Source organism: Pseudomonas sp. Pseusp18 (assembly GCF_059506005.1).
The window spans coordinates 3,755,972-3,772,684 of sequence record NZ_CP169240.1 but is presented as its reverse complement, the minus strand read 5'-3'; the positions used below and the strand labels follow the sequence as shown (position 1 = coordinate 3,772,684).

Annotated in this window: 15 protein-coding genes; 7 read left to right on the top strand and 8 right to left on the bottom strand. The window is 59.2% G+C overall.

The window, feature by feature from the left end:
• Positions 1 to 30: 30 nt before the first annotated feature.
• Both copD and copC read right to left on the bottom strand, forming a co-directional pair.
• Positions 31 to 891 carry a copper homeostasis membrane protein CopD gene (gene copD, locus ACEN9A_RS16830; protein ID WP_258668737.1) on the bottom strand — a complete coding sequence of 287 codons (861 nt, stop codon included), beginning with the start codon at positions 889 to 891 and terminating at the stop codon, positions 31 to 33.
• A gap of 3 nt (positions 892 to 894) precedes the next feature.
• Entirely contained in the window at positions 895 to 1,260 is a 366-nt protein-coding gene (gene copC, locus ACEN9A_RS16825) for a copper homeostasis periplasmic binding protein CopC (protein WP_258668735.1), read from the bottom strand.
• Between the two features lie 139 nt (positions 1,261 to 1,399).
• On the opposite strand from copC, the gene ACEN9A_RS16820 reads away from it, so the two are divergent.
• A complete protein-coding gene (locus ACEN9A_RS16820; RefSeq protein ID WP_007937670.1) occupies positions 1,400 to 2,020 on the top strand; it encodes a TetR/AcrR family transcriptional regulator in 621 nt (206 codons plus the stop codon).
• A gap of 78 nt (positions 2,021 to 2,098) precedes the next feature.
• Here ACEN9A_RS16820 and preA read toward each other — a convergent pair whose 3' ends face one another.
• The 3 genes from preA to hydA form a co-directional block, all read right to left on the bottom strand.
• On the bottom strand, positions 2,099 to 3,373 hold the full coding sequence (gene preA / locus ACEN9A_RS16815; protein WP_258668733.1) for an NAD-dependent dihydropyrimidine dehydrogenase subunit PreA: 1,275 nt from the start codon (positions 3,371 to 3,373) through the stop codon (positions 2,099 to 2,101).
• Positions 3,374 to 4,741, bottom strand: coding sequence for an NAD(P)-dependent oxidoreductase (locus ACEN9A_RS16810; protein WP_258674190.1), 1,368 nt, complete (start codon positions 4,739 to 4,741; stop codon positions 3,374 to 3,376). It abuts the gene before it with no gap.
• 207 nt (positions 4,742 to 4,948) lie between these two features.
• A complete protein-coding gene (gene hydA, locus ACEN9A_RS16805; protein WP_018929684.1) occupies positions 4,949 to 6,388 on the bottom strand; it encodes a dihydropyrimidinase in 1,440 nt (479 codons plus the stop codon).
• Positions 6,389 to 7,009: 621 nt separating this feature from the next.
• Here hydA and ACEN9A_RS16800 point away from each other — a divergent pair.
• A complete protein-coding gene (locus tag ACEN9A_RS16800) occupies positions 7,010 to 8,494 on the top strand; it encodes an NCS1 family nucleobase:cation symporter-1 (RefSeq protein ID WP_258668730.1) in 1,485 nt (494 codons plus the stop codon).
• Positions 8,495 to 8,721: 227 nt separating this feature from the next.
• Positions 8,722 to 10,005 (top strand): Zn-dependent hydrolase, encoded by a 1,284-nt coding sequence (locus tag ACEN9A_RS16795; RefSeq protein WP_258668727.1) that lies wholly within the window; start codon positions 8,722 to 8,724, stop codon positions 10,003 to 10,005.
• A gap of 111 nt (positions 10,006 to 10,116) precedes the next feature.
• Here ACEN9A_RS16795 and ACEN9A_RS16790 read toward each other — a convergent pair whose 3' ends face one another.
• Positions 10,117 to 10,575 carry an REP-associated tyrosine transposase gene (locus tag ACEN9A_RS16790; RefSeq protein WP_258668725.1) on the bottom strand — a complete coding sequence of 153 codons (459 nt, stop codon included), beginning with the start codon at positions 10,573 to 10,575 and terminating at the stop codon, positions 10,117 to 10,119.
• 371 nt (positions 10,576 to 10,946) lie between these two features.
• Here ACEN9A_RS16790 and ACEN9A_RS16785 point away from each other — a divergent pair, with 371 nt between their 5' ends.
• Positions 10,947 to 12,443 carry a helix-turn-helix transcriptional regulator gene (locus ACEN9A_RS16785; RefSeq protein WP_258668723.1) on the top strand — a complete coding sequence of 499 codons (1,497 nt, stop codon included), beginning with the start codon at positions 10,947 to 10,949 and terminating at the stop codon, positions 12,441 to 12,443.
• A 193-nt stretch (positions 12,444 to 12,636) separates the two neighbouring features.
• A complete protein-coding gene (locus ACEN9A_RS16780; RefSeq protein ID WP_019579377.1) occupies positions 12,637 to 12,885 on the top strand; it encodes a DUF1652 domain-containing protein in 249 nt (82 codons plus the stop codon).
• A 454-nt stretch (positions 12,886 to 13,339) separates the two neighbouring features.
• Here the strand turns inward: ACEN9A_RS16780 and ACEN9A_RS16775 are convergent, their stop codons facing one another.
• A complete protein-coding gene (locus ACEN9A_RS16775) occupies positions 13,340 to 14,455 on the bottom strand; it encodes a Gfo/Idh/MocA family protein (RefSeq protein ID WP_258668720.1) in 1,116 nt (371 codons plus the stop codon).
• Positions 14,456 to 14,774: 319 nt separating this feature from the next.
• Here ACEN9A_RS16775 and ACEN9A_RS16770 point away from each other — a divergent pair, with 319 nt between their 5' ends.
• Together ACEN9A_RS16770 and ACEN9A_RS16765 are read left to right on the top strand one after the other, a co-directional pair.
• The gene (locus ACEN9A_RS16770) at positions 14,775 to 15,188 is read left to right on the top strand and encodes a hypothetical protein (RefSeq protein ID WP_019648913.1); all 414 of its coding nucleotides are present in this window, start codon (positions 14,775 to 14,777) and stop codon (positions 15,186 to 15,188) included.
• Positions 15,188 to 15,784 carry a hypothetical protein gene (locus tag ACEN9A_RS16765; RefSeq protein WP_258668718.1) on the top strand — a complete coding sequence of 199 codons (597 nt, stop codon included), beginning with the start codon at positions 15,188 to 15,190 and terminating at the stop codon, positions 15,782 to 15,784. The genes ACEN9A_RS16770 and ACEN9A_RS16765 overlap by 1 nt, the downstream gene beginning before the upstream one ends.
• Positions 15,785 to 15,928: 144 nt before the next feature.
• Here ACEN9A_RS16765 and ACEN9A_RS16760 read toward each other — a convergent pair whose 3' ends face one another.
• Positions 15,929 to 16,696 (bottom strand): SDR family oxidoreductase, encoded by a 768-nt coding sequence (locus ACEN9A_RS16760; RefSeq protein WP_018929676.1) that lies wholly within the window; start codon positions 16,694 to 16,696, stop codon positions 15,929 to 15,931.
• Between the last annotated feature and the right edge of the window lie 17 nt (positions 16,697 to 16,713).

The following is a 16,713-nucleotide window of genomic DNA, read 5'->3' as shown; positions in this document are numbered from 1 at the left end:
CACAGGGGGCTCCTACAGGTGGGGTGTGTTTCAGTTGGCGATCATTGGGGGCAGGGTGCCGAGCAGTGAAACCGCCGCCACTGCGCCGATCCCCAGTATCCATTCCAGCATGACGCTGGTGCGCAACAGCCCCGGACGCTGCTGGCAATCCTTGACCCGCAGCCGATTGAACAGCGCCAACCCCAGCATCGCGATCACCAGAACAACCTTGATCAACAGAATCAGCGCAAACCCGGACAGCAACGGCGTTGGCCAGAACACGCCGGTCAGTACGCGCACGTTGATCAGGCCGGTCATCACCAACCCCGCCACCAACGCGTAACCGATCCCGCTGAAGCGTTGCAGTATTGCGCTCAAGGGATGAGCGTCCGGTTGGCGCAGGATCATCACCAGCAACATCAACCCACCGAGCCAGGCGCCGACGCACGTCAGGTGAACAATCTGGTTGAGGATTAACAGTTGGCCTTGCAGGCCATCGAGCATGGCGCCATGACCGACCGGGGCCAGCGTCGCCAGCAGCAGGCTGGAAAGGCCGATGCGCAAGGGCATGCTGGAGCGCCAGGGCGTCAGCAGCAGAGTCACGAGCAACAGATTGAGCAGCAGATGCCAGCGCCATACCTGACCGAAAAAGGTATTGCTCAGCACCAGGCTCAGCATCGCCGGGTCGAATGCCGCCTCCGGGGAACTGGCCATGCTGGCGGTGATCAGCAGCAACCAGCCGACGCCGCTAAGCAACGCCACCACGCTGAGCCAGCGGGTCACCCGCGCCAGTGCCGGATCCAGCAGCGCCGTTTCACGGCCCAACAGCAAAGGCCTGAATACCCAGGCTCCGAACAGCATCAGCACCACGGTGAAATGCAGGAAGCGGCACAGCACCAGCGCCTCGGTCATGAATTACTGACCCACCTTGAAGCGGTAGGCACCTTCACTTTTATGGGTGTCGACCGACACGGCGTGCCACTCGACTTTGTAATCGCCTGCGGCCAACGGCGTTGCCGGGGTGACGACCAGAGTTTTCTTGTCGCTGCCTTCGGTGGCGAGGCTTTTTACCGGTACGTCGGCACCGTCCTTGCTGATTTTCACTTTGGTGAACGTTGCTTCAACCCCTTCGGAAAACACCAGGCGCAGTTCCGTTGGCGCCTGCACGGTGCTGTCGGCCGCCGGGGTCTGGCTTTTCAGATGGGCGTGGGCAAATACCGATGAGGCGGCGAGAAGCGAGCCGAGCAGGGCAGCGGTGGTCAGGGCGTTCTTGAGCAGCATCGTGAAGACCTCGCAGGCAGGTTCAAAGTGGCGGGCAGTTTACCTGCCGCAGGGCCGCTGTACGAAGTTTCGTTTTCCCCTGTCGCCGCGACGTAGAGCGGATGCTAGTCTTGACCAACGCTGTTGTCAGGGAGCCCTCATGGGCAATCACAAGATCGAGATTCGTCGCAGTAACGTCGAAAAAATCCTGTTGGCGGCCGAAAAGGTCTTCGCCGAAAAAGGCTTCGGCAGCACCGCCATGGCCGACATCGCCGCCGAAGTGCAACTGCCGCGCTCCAACCTGCATTACTACTTCAGCACCAAGAGCGAGCTGTACAGCGCGGTGCTCCTGGGGTTGCTGGAGGTCTGGAAGCAAGACGCCCTGTGCTTCGAGATGTTCGACGACCCGCGCGTGGTGCTCAGTAGCTACATCCGCGCCAAGATGAACCATTCCCGCAGCCGGCCGTACGGTTCGAAAGTCTGGGCCAACGAAATCATCCACGGCGCGCCGACCCTCGGTGAGAAGCTGGACGCGAGTCTGTACGACTGGGCCAAGATGAAGGAAGCGAAAATTCGCCAGTGGGTGGAAGACAAACGCATCCTGCCGGTGGAGCCTTCCAGCCTGTTGTACATGATCTGGGCCTCGACCCAGCACTATGCCGACTTCGATCATCAGGTGAACATTCTTAATGATCATCAGCCGTTGTCGGACATGCAGTTCGAACGGGCGGTGCAGACGGTGACCAGTGTGATCTTGCGCGGGATCGGTTTGGAGCCATAGATCAAAAGATCGCAGCCTCGTTTCACTCCGTAGGAGCTGTCGAGTGAAACGAGGCTGCGATCTCTTGATCTTTAACTCTCAAACCACAACGTGATACGGATTGCGGGGATCATGGTTCCAATCCAGAAACGGCTTGCCCGTATCCACCGGCACCATCTCGATGCAATCCTGCACCGGGCAGGTGATCTGGCACAGGTTGCAGCCCACGCACTCCTCATCGATCACTTCATATTTATGCGTGCCGTCTGCCTGTTTGAGGCTGGCAATCGCCTGGTGCGAGGTGTCTTCGCAAGCGATGTGGCAGCGACCGCAACCGATGCACGCCTCCTGATCGATTTTCGCAATCACCTGATAGTTGATGTCCAGGTACTTCCAGTCCGTGGTATTGCCCACCGCGCGCCCGGAAAAATCCGACACGCTGGCGTAGCCCTGACTGTCCATCCAGCGTGACAAACCGTCCTTCATCTCCTCGACAATCCGGAAGCCTTGCAGCATCGCCGCCGTGCACACCTGCACCGAACCGCTGCCCAGGGCTATGAATTCCGCCGCATCGCGCCAACTGCCGATGCCGCCAATGCCGCTGATCGGCAAGCCCTGGGTCTGCGGGTCGCGGGCGATCTCGGCGACCATGTTCAACGCGATCGGCTTCACCGCCGAGCCGCAATAACCGCCGTGGGTGCTTTGGCTGCCGACGGCGGGATTGGCAACCATGCGCTCCAGATTGACGCTGGTGATCGAGTTGATGGTGTTGATCAACGACACCGCATCGGCGCCACCACGGTGTGCGGCACGGGCGGCGACGCGGATGTCGGTGATGTTCGGCGTGAGTTTGACGATCACCGGCAACGAGCAATAGGTCTTGCACCAGCGAGTAACCTGTTCGACGTATTCCGGCACCTGGCCAACCGCTGCGCCCATGCCTCGTTCCGGCATGCCGTGGGGGCAGCCGAAATTCAGCTCGATGCCATCGGTGCCGGTGGCTTCCACCAGCGGCAGGATGTTTTTCCACGACTCCTCGACGCAGGGCACCATCAGCGACACGATCAGTGCGCGATCCGGCCAGTCCTTTTTGACCTGGGTGATTTCCCGCAGGTTGATCTCCAGCGAACGGTCGGTGATCAACTCGATGTTGTTGAAGCCCATGACTTCACGGTTGGCCCCGAAGTGCGCCGAGTAGCGTGAGGACACGTTGACCGCCGCCGGGTCTTCCCCCAGGGTTTTCCAGACCACGCCACCCCAGCCAGCCTCGAACGCACGGACCACGTTGTAGGCTTTGTCGGTCGGCGGCGCGGAAGCCAGCCAGAACGGGTTGGGGGCCTTGATGCCGGCGAAGACAATCGAGAGATCGGCCATTTACGCAGCCTCCACGTTGAGCATGAGTTGAGCGTTGATCGCCTCGGCGGCCAGCTTGCCGTGCTGCACGGCTTGCACGGTGAGGTCCTGATCGAGGCTGGTGCAGTCGCCACCGGCATACACGCCGGGAATGCTGGTGCGCAGCTGTTCGTCGACGAGGATTCGATCGCCCTGACGCTTGAGTTCACGGGCCAGCGGATCGGCGAGGGCGCCGGCGTCGAAGGCCTGGCCGATGGCTTTGAAGATCGCGTCGGCAACCAGTTCAAAGGTTTCGCCGGTGGTTTGCAGGCGACCTTCCACCAATCGGGTGCGGGCGAAGCGCATGCCGCGCACGTTGCCTTGGTCGTCGAGCAATACCTCTTCGGGTTGCGCCCAGGTCAACAGCCGCACCTGATTGGCCTTGGCGATGTCCTGTTCGTGACTGGTGGCGCCCATGTCCGCGACACCACGGCGGTACACCAGGTTCACGTCCCGGGCACCGAGGCGAGCCATTTGCACGGCCATGTCGATGGCGGTGTTGCCGGCGCCAAGGACGATGCAGCGTTCGGCCAGCGGCAGTTGTGTCAGGTCATCGGCCTGACGCAGTTCGCGGATGTAGTCGGTGGCAGGGAGCAGGCCGGGGGCATCCTCGTTGGACAGGCCCAGTTGTTTGCTGGCGGCCAGGCCCAGGCCGAGAAACACCGCGTCGAATTGCTGATGCAGTTCGCTGAGGGTCAGGTTGTCGCCGAGTTTCTGCCCGTGACGAATCTCGATCCCGCCAATCCCCATCAGGAACTCAAGCTCCTTCTGCGCGTAGTCGTCCACCAGTTTGTACTTGGCGATCCCGTATTCGTTGAGACCGCCGGCCTTTTCCCTGGCCTCGAAAATCACTACGTCATGGCCGTGCATGGCGCTGCGGTGCGCGCAGGACAAACCGGCCGGGCCGGCACCCACCACGGCGATGCGCTTGCCGGTTGCGGCGGCGCGCTGGAACGGGTGTTCGCTGAAGTGTGCGTTGTCCACGGCATAGCGTTGCAGCAGGCCGATCAGTACCGGCGCGCATTCCTGGGCGTTGTTGCGCACGCAGGCTTGCTCGCAGAGGATTTCCGTCGGACAGACCCGGGCACAACTGCCACCGAGGATGTTGGCCGAGAGGATCTTCTGCGCCGCACCCTGCACGTTTTCCTGATGGATATTGCGGATGAACGATGGAATGTCGATGTCGCTCGGGCACGCGTTCACGCACGGCGCGTCGTAGCAATACAGGCAGCGCGAGGCTTCCAGATGCGCTTGACGCTCGTTGAGCGGCGGCGCCAGGTCGGTGAAATGGCCGGCGAGGGCGGCCGCGTCCTCATGGGGATGCGGGAGGTGGTTCAGGGTCTTGATCACGGTGTTGGCCTCACGGTTAATTGAGGTACTGCCTCTGATGGGCATTGGTTTTTTTCGCATCATCCTGTGGCGAGGGAGCTTGCTCCCGCTGGGTGGCGAAGCCGCCCCACATCCTGCCAAATCGGTTGTCCTGCCCCCCCGAGTCGACTGGCTTTGGGCCTGCTGCGCAGTCCAGCGGGAGCAAGCTCCCTCGCCACAGAGGGCAGATCAACGTTTCACTGCTGTCGGCTTGTGCAACTCAGCCCGCTTGCTCAGCAAATCAAACACCGCCGGATACGCCGGCCGTTCGATATACCGGCCCGCGCCACGCTCGGCGCGCAAATCACCATCGGCCCACACCACTCGGCCCTGGCTGACGGTGTGGCTCGGCACGCCGCGCACGGTCTTGCCTTCGAAGATGTTGAAGTCGACCTGCTGGTGGTGAGTCTTGGCTGAAATCGTCCGCGTGCCTTCCGGGTCCCACAGCACCAGATCGGCATCGGCACCGACACGGATCGCACCTTTGCGCGGGTAGAGGTTGAAGATCTTCGCGGTGTTGGTGGAGGTGAGCGCTACGAAGTGCTGCATCGACAAACGCCCGGTGTTCACCCCTTCATCCCAAAGCACTGCCATGCGGTCTTCGATACCGGCGGTGCCGTTGGGGATCTTGCTGAAATCGTCACGGCCGGCGGCTTTTTGCTCGGCGCAGAAGCAGCAATGGTCGGTGGCGGTGGTGTGCAGGTTGCCCGCTTGCAGGCCATGCCAAAGGGCTTCTTGATGGCCGCGTGGGCGGAACGGCGGGCTCATCACGTAACCGGCGGCGGTTTGCCAGTCCGGGTGTTGGTAGACGCTGTCGTCCAAAAGCAGATGCCCGGCCAGCACTTCGCCGTAAACCGGTTGGCCCTTGGCGCGCGCATAGGTGATTTCGTCGAGGGCTTCCTTGGTCGAGACATGGACCAGATACAGCGGCGTGCCGAGGGTTTCGGCAATGCGGATCGCCCGGCTCGCGGCTTCACCTTCCACCTGCGAAGGCCGCGACAGCGGATGCGCTTCCGGCCCGGTGATGCCCTGGGCCATCAACTTGCGTTGCAGGTGATAGACCAGCTCGCCGTTTTCCGCGTGCACGGTCGGCACCGCGCCCAACTCCAGGCAACGCTCGAAACTCGCCACCAGGGTGTCGTCGGCAGCCATGATCGCGTTCTTGTAGGCCATGAAATGCTTGAAGCTGTTGACCCCGTGCTGGCTGACCAGCTCGGCCATTTCCTCGCGGACTTGCTCGCTCCACCAGGTGATGGCGACGTGAAAGCCGTAGTCAGACGCCGACTTCTCGGCCCAGCCGCGCCATTGATGAAAGGCCTCCATCAATGATTGCTGTGGGTTGGGTATCACGAAGTCGATGATCGACGTGGTGCCACCGGCCAATCCCGCCGCGGTGCCGCTGAAAAAATCTTCGCTGGCCACCGTGCCCATGAAGGGCAGTTGCATGTGGGTGTGCGGATCGATGCCGCCGGGCATCAGGTATTGGCCGCTGCCGTCGAGCACTTGCGCATCGGCGGGAACATCGAGGTTTTCACCGATGGCTTTGATCACGCCGTCGGCGCAATAGACGTCGGCGCGATAACTTTCATCATGGGTAATAACGGTGGCGCCACGGATCAACAGAGACATTCCGAGTTCCTCGCAGGCATGACCGACTATTGCCGGTTCTAGATGTTTTATATGAAGCAGACGCCAATCGGTGTATTCCTGTCAGCGCTGTCAAGAATAGACGCTAGCTGCAGTTTGTGGATTGAGCAAGAATATTTTTTATAAGCTTATTACTGTTTTAACTGTTTGATAAATAACGATAAAAAATGAAAATCACCAAAATGGTGAGACCGCTCACCATTTTGACGCACTTGACAGGTTGGAAATATGGTCAAGATTTTCTATGTGAAATCAGCCGGTTGAGGATGGTCTATGGTTGATGCGCAACCTTTCAAAAAAAGATCGACGCACCAGATTGAGTCTTGACTGTTCGGACAACTTGCCTGGCATTCGGCCTGAGTGACAGGCAACTGACCGGGGACTCGCAAGTTGGATAAATAAAGCTGATTAACATCAGTTGGTTAGCAAAGTTTTATGGCACTGCCCGAGGCACTAGCGGGGCACCCGGCACGTTTATTGATGCCGCCGCTGACACCGTGGCCGGTCCGTAAAAGTTGTCAGTTTCTCCGGCCATCGTCCGGCTCGCGCGCATTGCGCCAGCCTCTGATGAGCAAAAATAATCAAAAGAACAGTGGAGCGGCCATGCAACAGATCAGATCGCAAGTGACCGAGCGCGACGGCTTGTTTGAGCTCGAAGCCGGCAGCGATGTCCTCGACAGTCCCCGATACAACCACGACATGGCACCGACCAAGGTGCGCGAACGAACCTGGAACAAATGGCACATCACCGCGCTGTGGGTCGGCATGGCGATCTGCGTGCCGACTTACACCCTCGGCGGAGTGCTCACGGCCTACTTCGGCCTGACCGTGGGCGAAGCGCTGCTGGCGATTCTGTTCGCCAATATCATCGTGCTGATCCCGCTGACCCTGAATGCCTTCCCCGGCACCAAGTACGGCATTCCGTTTCCGGTATTGCTGCGCTCGTCCTTCGGCATTCTCGGTTCCAACATCCCGTGCCTGATCCGCGCCCTGGTGGCGTGTGGCTGGTTCGGCATCCAGACCATGTTCGGTGGGCTGGCGATTCACCTGTTTCTCGGCTCGGTGTTCGATGGCTGGAAGGCCCTTGGTGGTACCGGCGAGGTGATCGGCTTCATGCTGTTCTGGGCCTTGAACCTGTGGGTGGTGATTCGCGGCGCGGACTCGATCAAATGGCTGGAAACCCTCTCGGCGCCGTTGTTGGTGCTGGTGGGCGTGGGCCTGCTGGTGTGGGCTATGCCAAACGTGTCGATGACCGAGTTGCTGGCGATCCCGGCCAAACGTCCGGAAGGCGCCAGCGTGGTCAGTTACTTTGCCGCCGGGCTGACGGCCATGGTCGGCTTCTGGGCCACGCTGTCGCTGAACATCCCGGACTTCAGCCGCTACGCGAAAAGCCAGAAGGACCAGATCGTCGGGCAGATCATCGGTTTACCCCTGACCATGTTCCTGTTCGCCTCCCTCGGCGTGGTGATGACGGCCGCGTCGGTCAAACTGGTGGGTGTCACTGTCTCTGATCCGGTCACCCTGATCGGCCATATCCAGAGCCCGGTCTGGGTCGCACTGGCCATGGCGCTGATCATCATCGCCACCTTGTCCACCAACACTGCGGCCAACATCGTGTCGCCAACCAACGATTTCCAGAACGTCGCGCCCAAGTACATCAACCGCACCACGGCGGTGATGCTCACGGGGTTGGTCGGGTTGGCGCTGATGGCCCATGAACTGCTGAAAAAGCTCGGGCTGATTGTCTCGGATCTGAGCCTGGAGACGGTGTATTCCAACTGGTTGCTGGGCTATTCGAGCCTGCTGGGGCCGATCGCCGGGATCATGGTGGTGGACTATTTCCTGATCAAGAAACAGCAACTGGATTTGGCCGGCCTCTACCGTGACGACGTGTACCCGGCGTGGAACGGGTTTGGCTTCATCGCGTTCGGCGTGCCGGTGGTGTTGACGCTGCTGTCGCTGGGCAGCGATGCCTTCAGCTGGTTCTACAGCTACGGCTGGTTCACCGGCTCGGCCCTGGGAGGGCTGATTTATTACGGGTTGAGTTCGATGCGGCCGAGTCCGACTGTCGTGAAATCTGCGGTGTGAGAGGTGGCCCCGCTCTCACAGGGGATCGCATTTCCAATGTAGGAGCTGCCGAAGGCTGCGATCTTTTGATCTTGCTCTTGGGCGGCCCCGAAAAGATCGCACCCTTCGGCAGCTCCTACAGGGGGAATGCATTCCAAATGTGGGCGCGGGCTTGCTCGCGAAGACAGCATCAAATACACCAAAAGTTCGCCTGAATGACCCAATAACAACTGCCTGAGGAGATCACCATGAACGCTGCCGTAGACGTTCTGCAATCCACCCATCAGCACATCAACCGCGACCGTTTGTGGCAGTCGCTCATGGAGCTGGCCAAGCTCGGTGCGACGGTCAAGGGCGGTGTCTGCCGGCTGGCCCTGACCGACCTCGACCGCCAGGCGCGCGATATCTTCGTGAAGTGGTGCGAGGAGGCCGGTTGCACGGTCAGCATCGACGCCGTCGGCAACATCTTCGCCCGTCGCCCGGGTCGCAATCCGAACCTGCCACCGGTGATGACCGGCAGCCACATCGACACCCAGCCCACCGGCGGCAAGTTCGACGGTTGCTTCGGCGTACTGGCCGGGGTCGAAGTCTTACGCACCCTCAACGACCTCGGTGTGGAAACCGAAGCGCCGCTGGAAGTGGTGGTCTGGACCAACGAGGAAGGCTCACGCTTCGCCCCGTGCATGATGGGCTCCGGCGTGTTCGCGGAAAAATTCACCCTTGAGGAAACCCTGGCCAAGGTCGATGCCGAGGGCGTGACCGTCGGCGAAGCCTTGAACGCCATCGGTTACGCCGGGCCGCGCAAGGTCAGTGGTCATGCCGTGGGAGCGTATTTCGAGGCGCACATCGAGCAAGGCCCGATTCTTGAGGACGAACACAAAACCATCGGCGTGGTGATGGGCGCGCTGGGGCAGAAATGGTTCGACCTGAAACTGCGCGGTGTCGAAGCCCACGCCGGCCCGACGCCAATGCACTTGCGCAAGGACGCGCTGGTCGGCGCCGCGGTGATCGTCGGCGCAGTCAATCGCGCCGCCCTCGGCCATCAACCCCACGCCTGCGGCACTGTCGGCTGCCTGCAAGCCTATCCCGGCTCGCGCAACGTGATTCCCGGCGAAGTGCGCATGACCCTGGACTTCCGTCATCTGGAACCGGCGCGACTCGATTCAATGATCGCCGAAGTCCGCGAGGTCATCGAAACCACCTGCGAGGAACACGGCCTGACCTTCGAACTGACACCCACCGCCGACTTCCCGCCGCTGTATTTCGACAAGGGCTGCGTCGAAGCGGTACGCGGTGCGGCTCAAGGGCTCGGTCTGTCGCACATGGACATCGTCAGTGGAGCAGGGCACGACGCAATCTTCCTCGCCGAACTCGGCCCGGCCGGGATGATCTTCGTGCCTTGTGAAGGTGGTATCAGCCATAACGAAATCGAAAACGCCGCGCCGGATGATCTGGCCGCCGGGTGCGCCGTGTTGTTGCGGGCGATGCTGGCAGCGTCGCAGGCGATTGCCAGTGGTGAATTGGGGGCCTGAAGATCAAAAGATCGCAGGCTTCGCCAGCTCCTACAGGGATCGTGTACACCCGAGGATGTACGCAATCCCTGTAGGAGCTGCCGCAGGCTGCGATCTTTTGACTTTGATCTTTCAAACCCAAATGGCATCCCACAAGGGGTAATCGCCGACTCGCTTGACCAATCCCGCACGCAACGGATTCATGACGATGTAGCGCGCGGCATCCTTCAAGTCTTCATCACGACGTAATGCCCGGTCGTAATATCCACGCTGCCACAGACGTCCTTGATCGCCACGCACAAGATTGATCGATCGGCTGCTTCTGGACTTGATGCGACACATCAGCTCGGCCAATGTGCCGTGCTTCAACTCCATCAACCAATGCAGGTGATCCGACATAACAACCCAGGCCATGGAGATAACGAGTGATGCTTCATCGGCACAACGAAGCTGATCAACCAAAAGCCGTCCCAACCGCCAATCCACGAACACCTGCTCGCGTTGATGAGCGACGGCGGTCAATAGATAAATACGACCAGATTCGGAAAATCGAGCTTTGCGCAGGTGACATCCATTTGCAGCGACAGGCATTCCTTTGCCTCCTTGAAGTGTGTTGTCGGATGAACGTTAGCCGCTAGCGCGAGTAGCGTGGATGAAAGCATTTTCGGAATATTTCGAATGCACCCCAAGACGGCGTACATCGGTGACATACGGATGCACGCAACCCCCGTAGGAGCTGGCGCAGCCTGCGATCTTTTGATCTTGATCTTTTGGGGGGCGCTGAAAATCAAAAAATCGCAGCCTTCGGCAGCTCCTACAGGAGGCCGAGTAAACTCGTGATCACGTGGATATACGCTACCAGTACACCGTGATCGCGCGGATGTATGCACTATCACAAACGCCTGCGGTCGTAATCTTCACTGGGCAGCGCGCAAAAGTGCCGCCGCAATTGTGGAGTTCCAATGAGCCAGGACGTCCTGAGCACTGAAACCAATCGCCGTCAGTTGCAGCAAATCATCGCTGGCCTGTCCGATGGGGTGATTCTGCTGGAGCTCGACCAGACCATTCTCTGGGCCAATGACGCCGCGCTGGCCATGCACGGTGTCAGCGAGATTGGCGAGTTGGGGGCCAATGCCGGGGAGTACGCCAAGCGTTTTGCCTTGCGTTATCGCAACAATCATCCGGTAGCGATCGAGAACTATCCGATCAGCCGCGTGGCCCGTGGCGAGACGTTCAGCGATGTGATGGTGGAGGTGACGCAGCTGGAAAATGAAGAGCGCACCTGGGTTCACAGCGTGCGCAGCATGGTGCTGGCGGACCGTGCCGGTGAGCCGGAATCGTTGGTGCTGATCATGAACGACGTCACCGACTGGGCCAGCGCCGAGCAGCGTTTCGAAAAGACCTTCAACGCCAACCCGGCCCCGGCAGTGATCTGCCGCCTCAGCGATTTACGCTACATCAAGGTCAACCAGGGCTTCGTGGAAATGACTGGCTATGCCCGTGATCAGGTGATCGGCGCTTCGGCTTATGAGCTGGATGTGCTGGAGCGCGCCGAGAACAAGGACTTGGCCAAGCAGCGTTTGCGTGACGGCGCCACCATTCCGCAGATGCAGGCCGAGCTGCGATTGGCCGACGGTGGCAGCAAGCAAGTGATCGTTGCCGGCCAACCGCTTGAGCTCAACGACGAAGCTTGCATGCTGTTTTCCTTCGTCGACATGGAGCTTCGGCACAAGGCCGAAATCGCCCTGCGCCAGAGCGAGGAACGGTTCGCCAAAGCGTTTCGCCTCACTCCGGTGCCGATCCTGGTGTGCCGCGCCGCCGACCAAGTGGTGATGGACGTCAACGAAGCCTTTCTCGAGTCTCTGGCGTACCCCAGTGATGAGGTGCTCGGCAAGACCGTGGCGCAACTCGGTTTCATTGATGAAGCGGGCGCTCGCACTCGACTGTTTACAGCTCTGGAGAAGACGGGGCGGGTGGATCGTGTCGATGTCAGGGTGCGCAGAAAGGATGCCGGGCTGATTGATTGTGCGGTCTCGGCGGACACCGTGAACATTCAGGACGGCTCTTGCTACCTGCTGGTGTTGATGGACATCACCGAGCGCAAACGTACCGAGCTGGAGTTGGTGTCGGCGATCGAAGAGGTGATGAAAGATGCGTCCTGGTTCAGCCGCACGCTGATCGAAAAACTGGCCAATGTGAAGAACGTCAACTCGCCGCAGTTGCCCAGTGTATCGTTCACCGACCTGACCACCCGGGAGCGCGATGTGCTCGGCCTGATCTGTGAAGGCCTGGCCGACAAGGAGATCGCCGCGCGCCTGAAACTCGCGCCCAATACAGTGCGAAATCATGTGTCGACGGTGTATTCCAAACTCGATGTGCATAGCCGTAGCGAGGCGATTGTCTGGGCTCGCGAGCGAGGTCTGTTCTCCGGCGTGAAGCGGATCAAGGGGCAACGTTAAGGTGCAAATGCACTAGTGCGGGTGGTGCAATTTCATGTATTGATCATATGGGGCTTTTTCTAGGCTGTCGGGGTGCGAGACGTGGCTTGGGCCCGGTATCGCGTCCTCTTCGATGCAGCTGAAGGAACAACCTCATGGGTGCGAAAAGAACAAGCGGGCAGTCGACTTTACGCTGTCGCCAAGGTGAGTCGGGATGAGTTACCTGGTGCAATTGCGTATGCAGTTGGAGCGGAGCTTTTTGCCGTTGGCCTGTGAGTGTGCGCTTGCCGGGGATAATTCGTTGACGGTGAAGCTTTACCATCCGGCGACAGGGCAGGTGGATCTGGTGGTCAGCGGGTTGAACGTGGCGACGCTCCGGACGCCGGAGGCAGTGGCGGCGTTGATTGAAGAGCTGCGCTATGAGCTTGAAAGCAGTGGCTTGAATCGATCCTCCGCTCTTTAGGCGTCATATCCCGCAGGCCTGCGGTAATGCAGTGGTTACTGTCTTTCTGGCATTGGCGGGTAGCTAAGCTATAAGGAATGCGAGGGTATTTCTTTTCTGTGACAGGGCCGCGGGTTCGCGGGGTGGTTTTCGAGTCGCGGAAAATGTCGATTACTTACCGCGGGTCAGCCTATGAACAGTTTTGGGAAATGTGCTTTTTCACCTCTGTCGCTCGCACTTTGCGTGGCGATTCTGGGTGGTTGCGCCAGTCCGCCGCCTCCACCCCCGGCCGTACCACCACCGACACCGGTTCGTACCTGTTCGACCACCGAAAGCACCGATGTACAGGGTGATATGAGGGCTGAAGGGCAGGTGACCCGAACCACGACCCTGACCCGTTGCGTCACTCAGTAAACCGGGTCCGGTGTACCGCCAGTAGCACGTGCAACTGGCGGTGTATGACCTGAGCGTCGGTTCAGACTTCCTCGATCCTGACCCACCGCGACTCCCGTGCCGCCAGACGAATTGCCGTCGCCAGGCGTTCGACTTCCCACGCCTGCTCGAAATCGGTCCCGTCCTGGCCGAGACCGGCCAGCGCCATCACCAACTCATGCACTTCAAGGGTCTTGAGTTCGTTGTAACCCAACTGGTGCCCCGGCGCCGGGCTGAAGGCGGCGTAACCCGGCAAATCCGGCCCCGCCAGCAGCCGTTGGAAACCGCCTTGCCCGGCACGATACAGCCGCAGTTCATTCAAGCGTTCCTGATCGAACGCCAGGGTGCCTTGGGTGCCGCTGATTTCAAAACTCAGGTGATTCTTGTAACCGTGTTTGAGCCAGCTACTGCTGAACGTCCCTCGTGCGCCGTTGGCGAACCGCAGCAACGCGTGGACCTGATCGTCGACCGCGACCTCGCGTCGTTCCTGACCACCCGCCGTCACGGGGCGTTGCGCATGCACGGTCTGGGTATCCGCGCACACCGCCTCGACGTCGCCCAGCAGATGACGGGCCATGGCCAGCAAGTGACTGCCCAGGTCCGCGAGGGCGCCGCCGGCGTAATTGGCGTCGCAGCGCCAGGACCAGGGTGAAACGGGATCGGCCATGAAGTCTTCGCTGAACTCGCCCTGGAAACTGATGATCTGCCCCAGCGCGCCGTTTTGAATCAAATCCCGAGCCAGGCCGATGATCGGGTTGTGCTGATAGTTGTAACCCACCCGCGTCACCACGCCTGCGGCTTTGGCTGCAAGGTGCATGGTACTGGCCTGCTCGAGGCTCACGGCCAGCGGCTTTTCGCAATACACCGGTTTACCGGCGGCGATGGCAGCCATGGCCATGGGGTAGTGCAGATGATTGGGGGTGGTGATGGCGATCAGGTTGACCTTGGGGTCATCGATCAGTTGTTGCCAGTCGCTGTGAGCAGCATCGAAGCCCCAGGCGTCGGCGCAGTGGCGGGCGCGCTGCGGGTCGGCGTCGGCAAGGGCGGTGAGTTTGAGCTTCAGCGGCAATTCAAAAACAGCGCTGACATTGCGAAAGGCCAGGGCGTGGGCGCGGCCCATGAAACCTGTGCCGATGAGTCCGATACCGAGTTCGCGCATAGCCGGGGTCCTTTGGATTTTTATTTTCAGGAGGGCTATTTATGGAATAAAAATTCTCAATATGCAATAAAGTGGAATAAATATTCTTTTTCTTGGCGAGGTCAGGAAGCGCTGAGAATGGCTACATCGCCTTGCGTCATTGCCTACAACAACGCCGGAATCTGCCGGCTTGTGCGTCTTGTTAGCGGCCTCTATCGTTTCCAGGTGTGCAGATCAGCCACAAATTGCGGGCATTAATGACGGGACAAACACCACAGACTATATTGGCCACTAATTAATCAAGTTTGAGCAATGCAACCAAGCTCGAATAGAGGTGGCTATGTCGAAGGATCTCGAAAAAACGGCCTATGTTTTTGTTGATGGTGACCGTCACGAAGCTAAGGTTGTACGTGATTCTGCAGGATTCCAGCACGGCGGCATTGTTCGGCTAACGAATGGCAAAATCGTTAGCGGTCGTACCGGTGCTGCCGGAATAAACGCCGAGAAGACATACGGACTTATCGCCGCAGCGGTTGCAAAGAGTGGATCAGGAGTAATGCTGGATATGGATAGAGAGGGACACAAAGCATCGACTGGGACTGGCTGGGTCATGGTTGGTTCTAACGGTAGCAGGCTATCAGCCGCCACTTGTGCTTCGGTACGTATCGATGAATACGCTACTGAAATGCTCAAGGATCCGGACAAGGTTCGGGAGTTCTTCAAACGTGTGAATGGCGAAACCAAGGCTCGCTGATGTATTGCATTTCTCCTTCTTTTGTTCTTGGTTTCCATGGGTGTGAGCGAGAAATTGGGGAGCGTGTGCTGGCTGGAGAAGCAACACTCCTTGATAGCACTAATGACTATGATTGGCTTGGTCGCGGCGCCTATTTTTGGGAAAACAACCCGCAGCGCGCGTTAAGTTTTGCGACCAATGCACAAAAACGGAGCTCTATCAAAAATCCATTCGTGATTGGGGCAGTGATTGACTTGGGGCGTTGCCTGGATTTCACAACTGAGAGTGCGTTGCGTGAAATCTGTCAGACCTACCTCTGGCTTGAAGCCGCCTCAAAAGAAGAAGGCGGTCAACCTCTTAAGAAAAATAGTCAGTATCTACGTCGTTTGGATTGTCAGGTCATTGATGCGTTGCATACCTTCCGGGAGCTTACAGAGGCACCTGCGTATGATTCCGTTCGTTCACCATTCTGGGAGGGCGAATGTCTTTATCCTGATACAGACTTTATGCATGAAACGCATGTTCAGCTGGCGATCCGTAACGTAAAGAGTATCAAGGGCTATTTTAGAGTTCTGGATTTGACAGGTAAGCCGGTTGAGTTTGTGCGGGGTGAATAGTGCCGTCTCTGGCCCAGTCCCATCTATCAAACGATTACCTGACACCCGATGCATCTCAGAAACAGGCGAGAGTCTTCCACGAGTCCTCCGGTAAAACATCAAAGGCAACCCTGAGGCTGCCTTTGGTTTATTCGCAAAACCGAATCAGGACAGAAACCCGCCATCCACATTCAGCGAAACCCCGGTCGTATAGCTCGAAGCATCACTCGCCAGGTACAACACCGCACCGGCCATTTCACTCGGATCCGCCACGCGCTTGAGTGGAATCTGCTGCAATGCGGTGTTCAAAATTGCCTCGTTCTTCACCAGCGCCGATGCAAACTTGGTGTCGGTCAAACCCGGCAGCAAGGCGTTGCAGCGAATGCCGAACTGCGCGCATTCCTTGGCGAACACCTTGGTCATGTTGATCACCGCTGCCTTGGTCACCGAGTAGATGCCCTGGAAGATCCCCGGCGAGATGCCGTTGATCGAGGCGACGTTGATGATGCTGCCGCCACCGTGTTCGCGCATCAGCTTGCCGGCTTCCACCGACATGAAGAAGTAGCCGCGAATGTTCACGTCGACGGTTTTCTGGAAGGCGCTGAGGTCGGTGTCCAGCACGTTGCAGAACTGCGGGTTGGTCGCGGCATTGTTGACCAGGATATCCAGGCGCCCGAATTGTTCGCGGATGGCGGCGAATACCTGGGTGATCTGTTCCATTTCACCAATGTGGCAGGCAATGGCGGTGGCCTTGCCGCCGGCGGCGATGATCGCGTCGGCGACGTGCTGGCAGCCGTCGAGCTTGCGGCTCGACACGATCACGTGGGCACCTTGCTGCGCCAGCAGTTTGGCGATGGCTTCACCGATGCCGCGACTGGCACCTGAGACGAAAGCGATCTTGCCGTCGAGGTCGAACAACTGAGTCTTGGACATGATTTTTCCTTGTTATG

What these genes read in the sequence shown, in the direction of transcription:
- copD (WP_258668737.1), bottom strand. Translation starts at nt 891, where the DNA reads ATGACCGAGGCGCTGGTGCTGTGCCGCTTCCTGCATTTCACCGTGGTG.
- copC (WP_258668735.1), bottom strand. Translation starts at nt 1,260, where the DNA reads ATGCTGCTCAAGAACGCCCTGACCACCGCTGCCCTGCTCGGCTCGCTT.
- ACEN9A_RS16820 (WP_007937670.1), top strand. Translation starts at nt 1,400, where the DNA reads ATGGGCAATCACAAGATCGAGATTCGTCGCAGTAACGTCGAAAAAATC.
- preA (WP_258668733.1), bottom strand. Translation starts at nt 3,373, where the DNA reads ATGGCCGATCTCTCGATTGTCTTCGCCGGCATCAAGGCCCCCAACCCG.
- hydA (WP_018929684.1), bottom strand. Translation starts at nt 6,388, where the DNA reads ATGTCTCTGTTGATCCGTGGCGCCACCGTTATTACCCATGATGAAAGT.
- ACEN9A_RS16800 (WP_258668730.1), top strand. Translation starts at nt 7,010, where the DNA reads ATGCAACAGATCAGATCGCAAGTGACCGAGCGCGACGGCTTGTTTGAG.
- ACEN9A_RS16795 (WP_258668727.1), top strand. Translation starts at nt 8,722, where the DNA reads ATGAACGCTGCCGTAGACGTTCTGCAATCCACCCATCAGCACATCAAC.
- ACEN9A_RS16790 (WP_258668725.1), bottom strand. Translation starts at nt 10,575, where the DNA reads ATGCCTGTCGCTGCAAATGGATGTCACCTGCGCAAAGCTCGATTTTCC.
- ACEN9A_RS16785 (WP_258668723.1), top strand. Translation starts at nt 10,947, where the DNA reads ATGAGCCAGGACGTCCTGAGCACTGAAACCAATCGCCGTCAGTTGCAG.
- ACEN9A_RS16780 (WP_019579377.1), top strand. Translation starts at nt 12,637, where the DNA reads ATGAGTTACCTGGTGCAATTGCGTATGCAGTTGGAGCGGAGCTTTTTG.
- ACEN9A_RS16775 (WP_258668720.1), bottom strand. Translation starts at nt 14,455, where the DNA reads ATGCGCGAACTCGGTATCGGACTCATCGGCACAGGTTTCATGGGCCGC.
- ACEN9A_RS16770 (WP_019648913.1), top strand. Translation starts at nt 14,775, where the DNA reads ATGTCGAAGGATCTCGAAAAAACGGCCTATGTTTTTGTTGATGGTGAC.
- ACEN9A_RS16765 (WP_258668718.1), top strand. Translation starts at nt 15,188, where the DNA reads ATGTATTGCATTTCTCCTTCTTTTGTTCTTGGTTTCCATGGGTGTGAG.
- ACEN9A_RS16760 (WP_018929676.1), bottom strand. Translation starts at nt 16,696, where the DNA reads ATGTCCAAGACTCAGTTGTTCGACCTCGACGGCAAGATCGCTTTCGTC.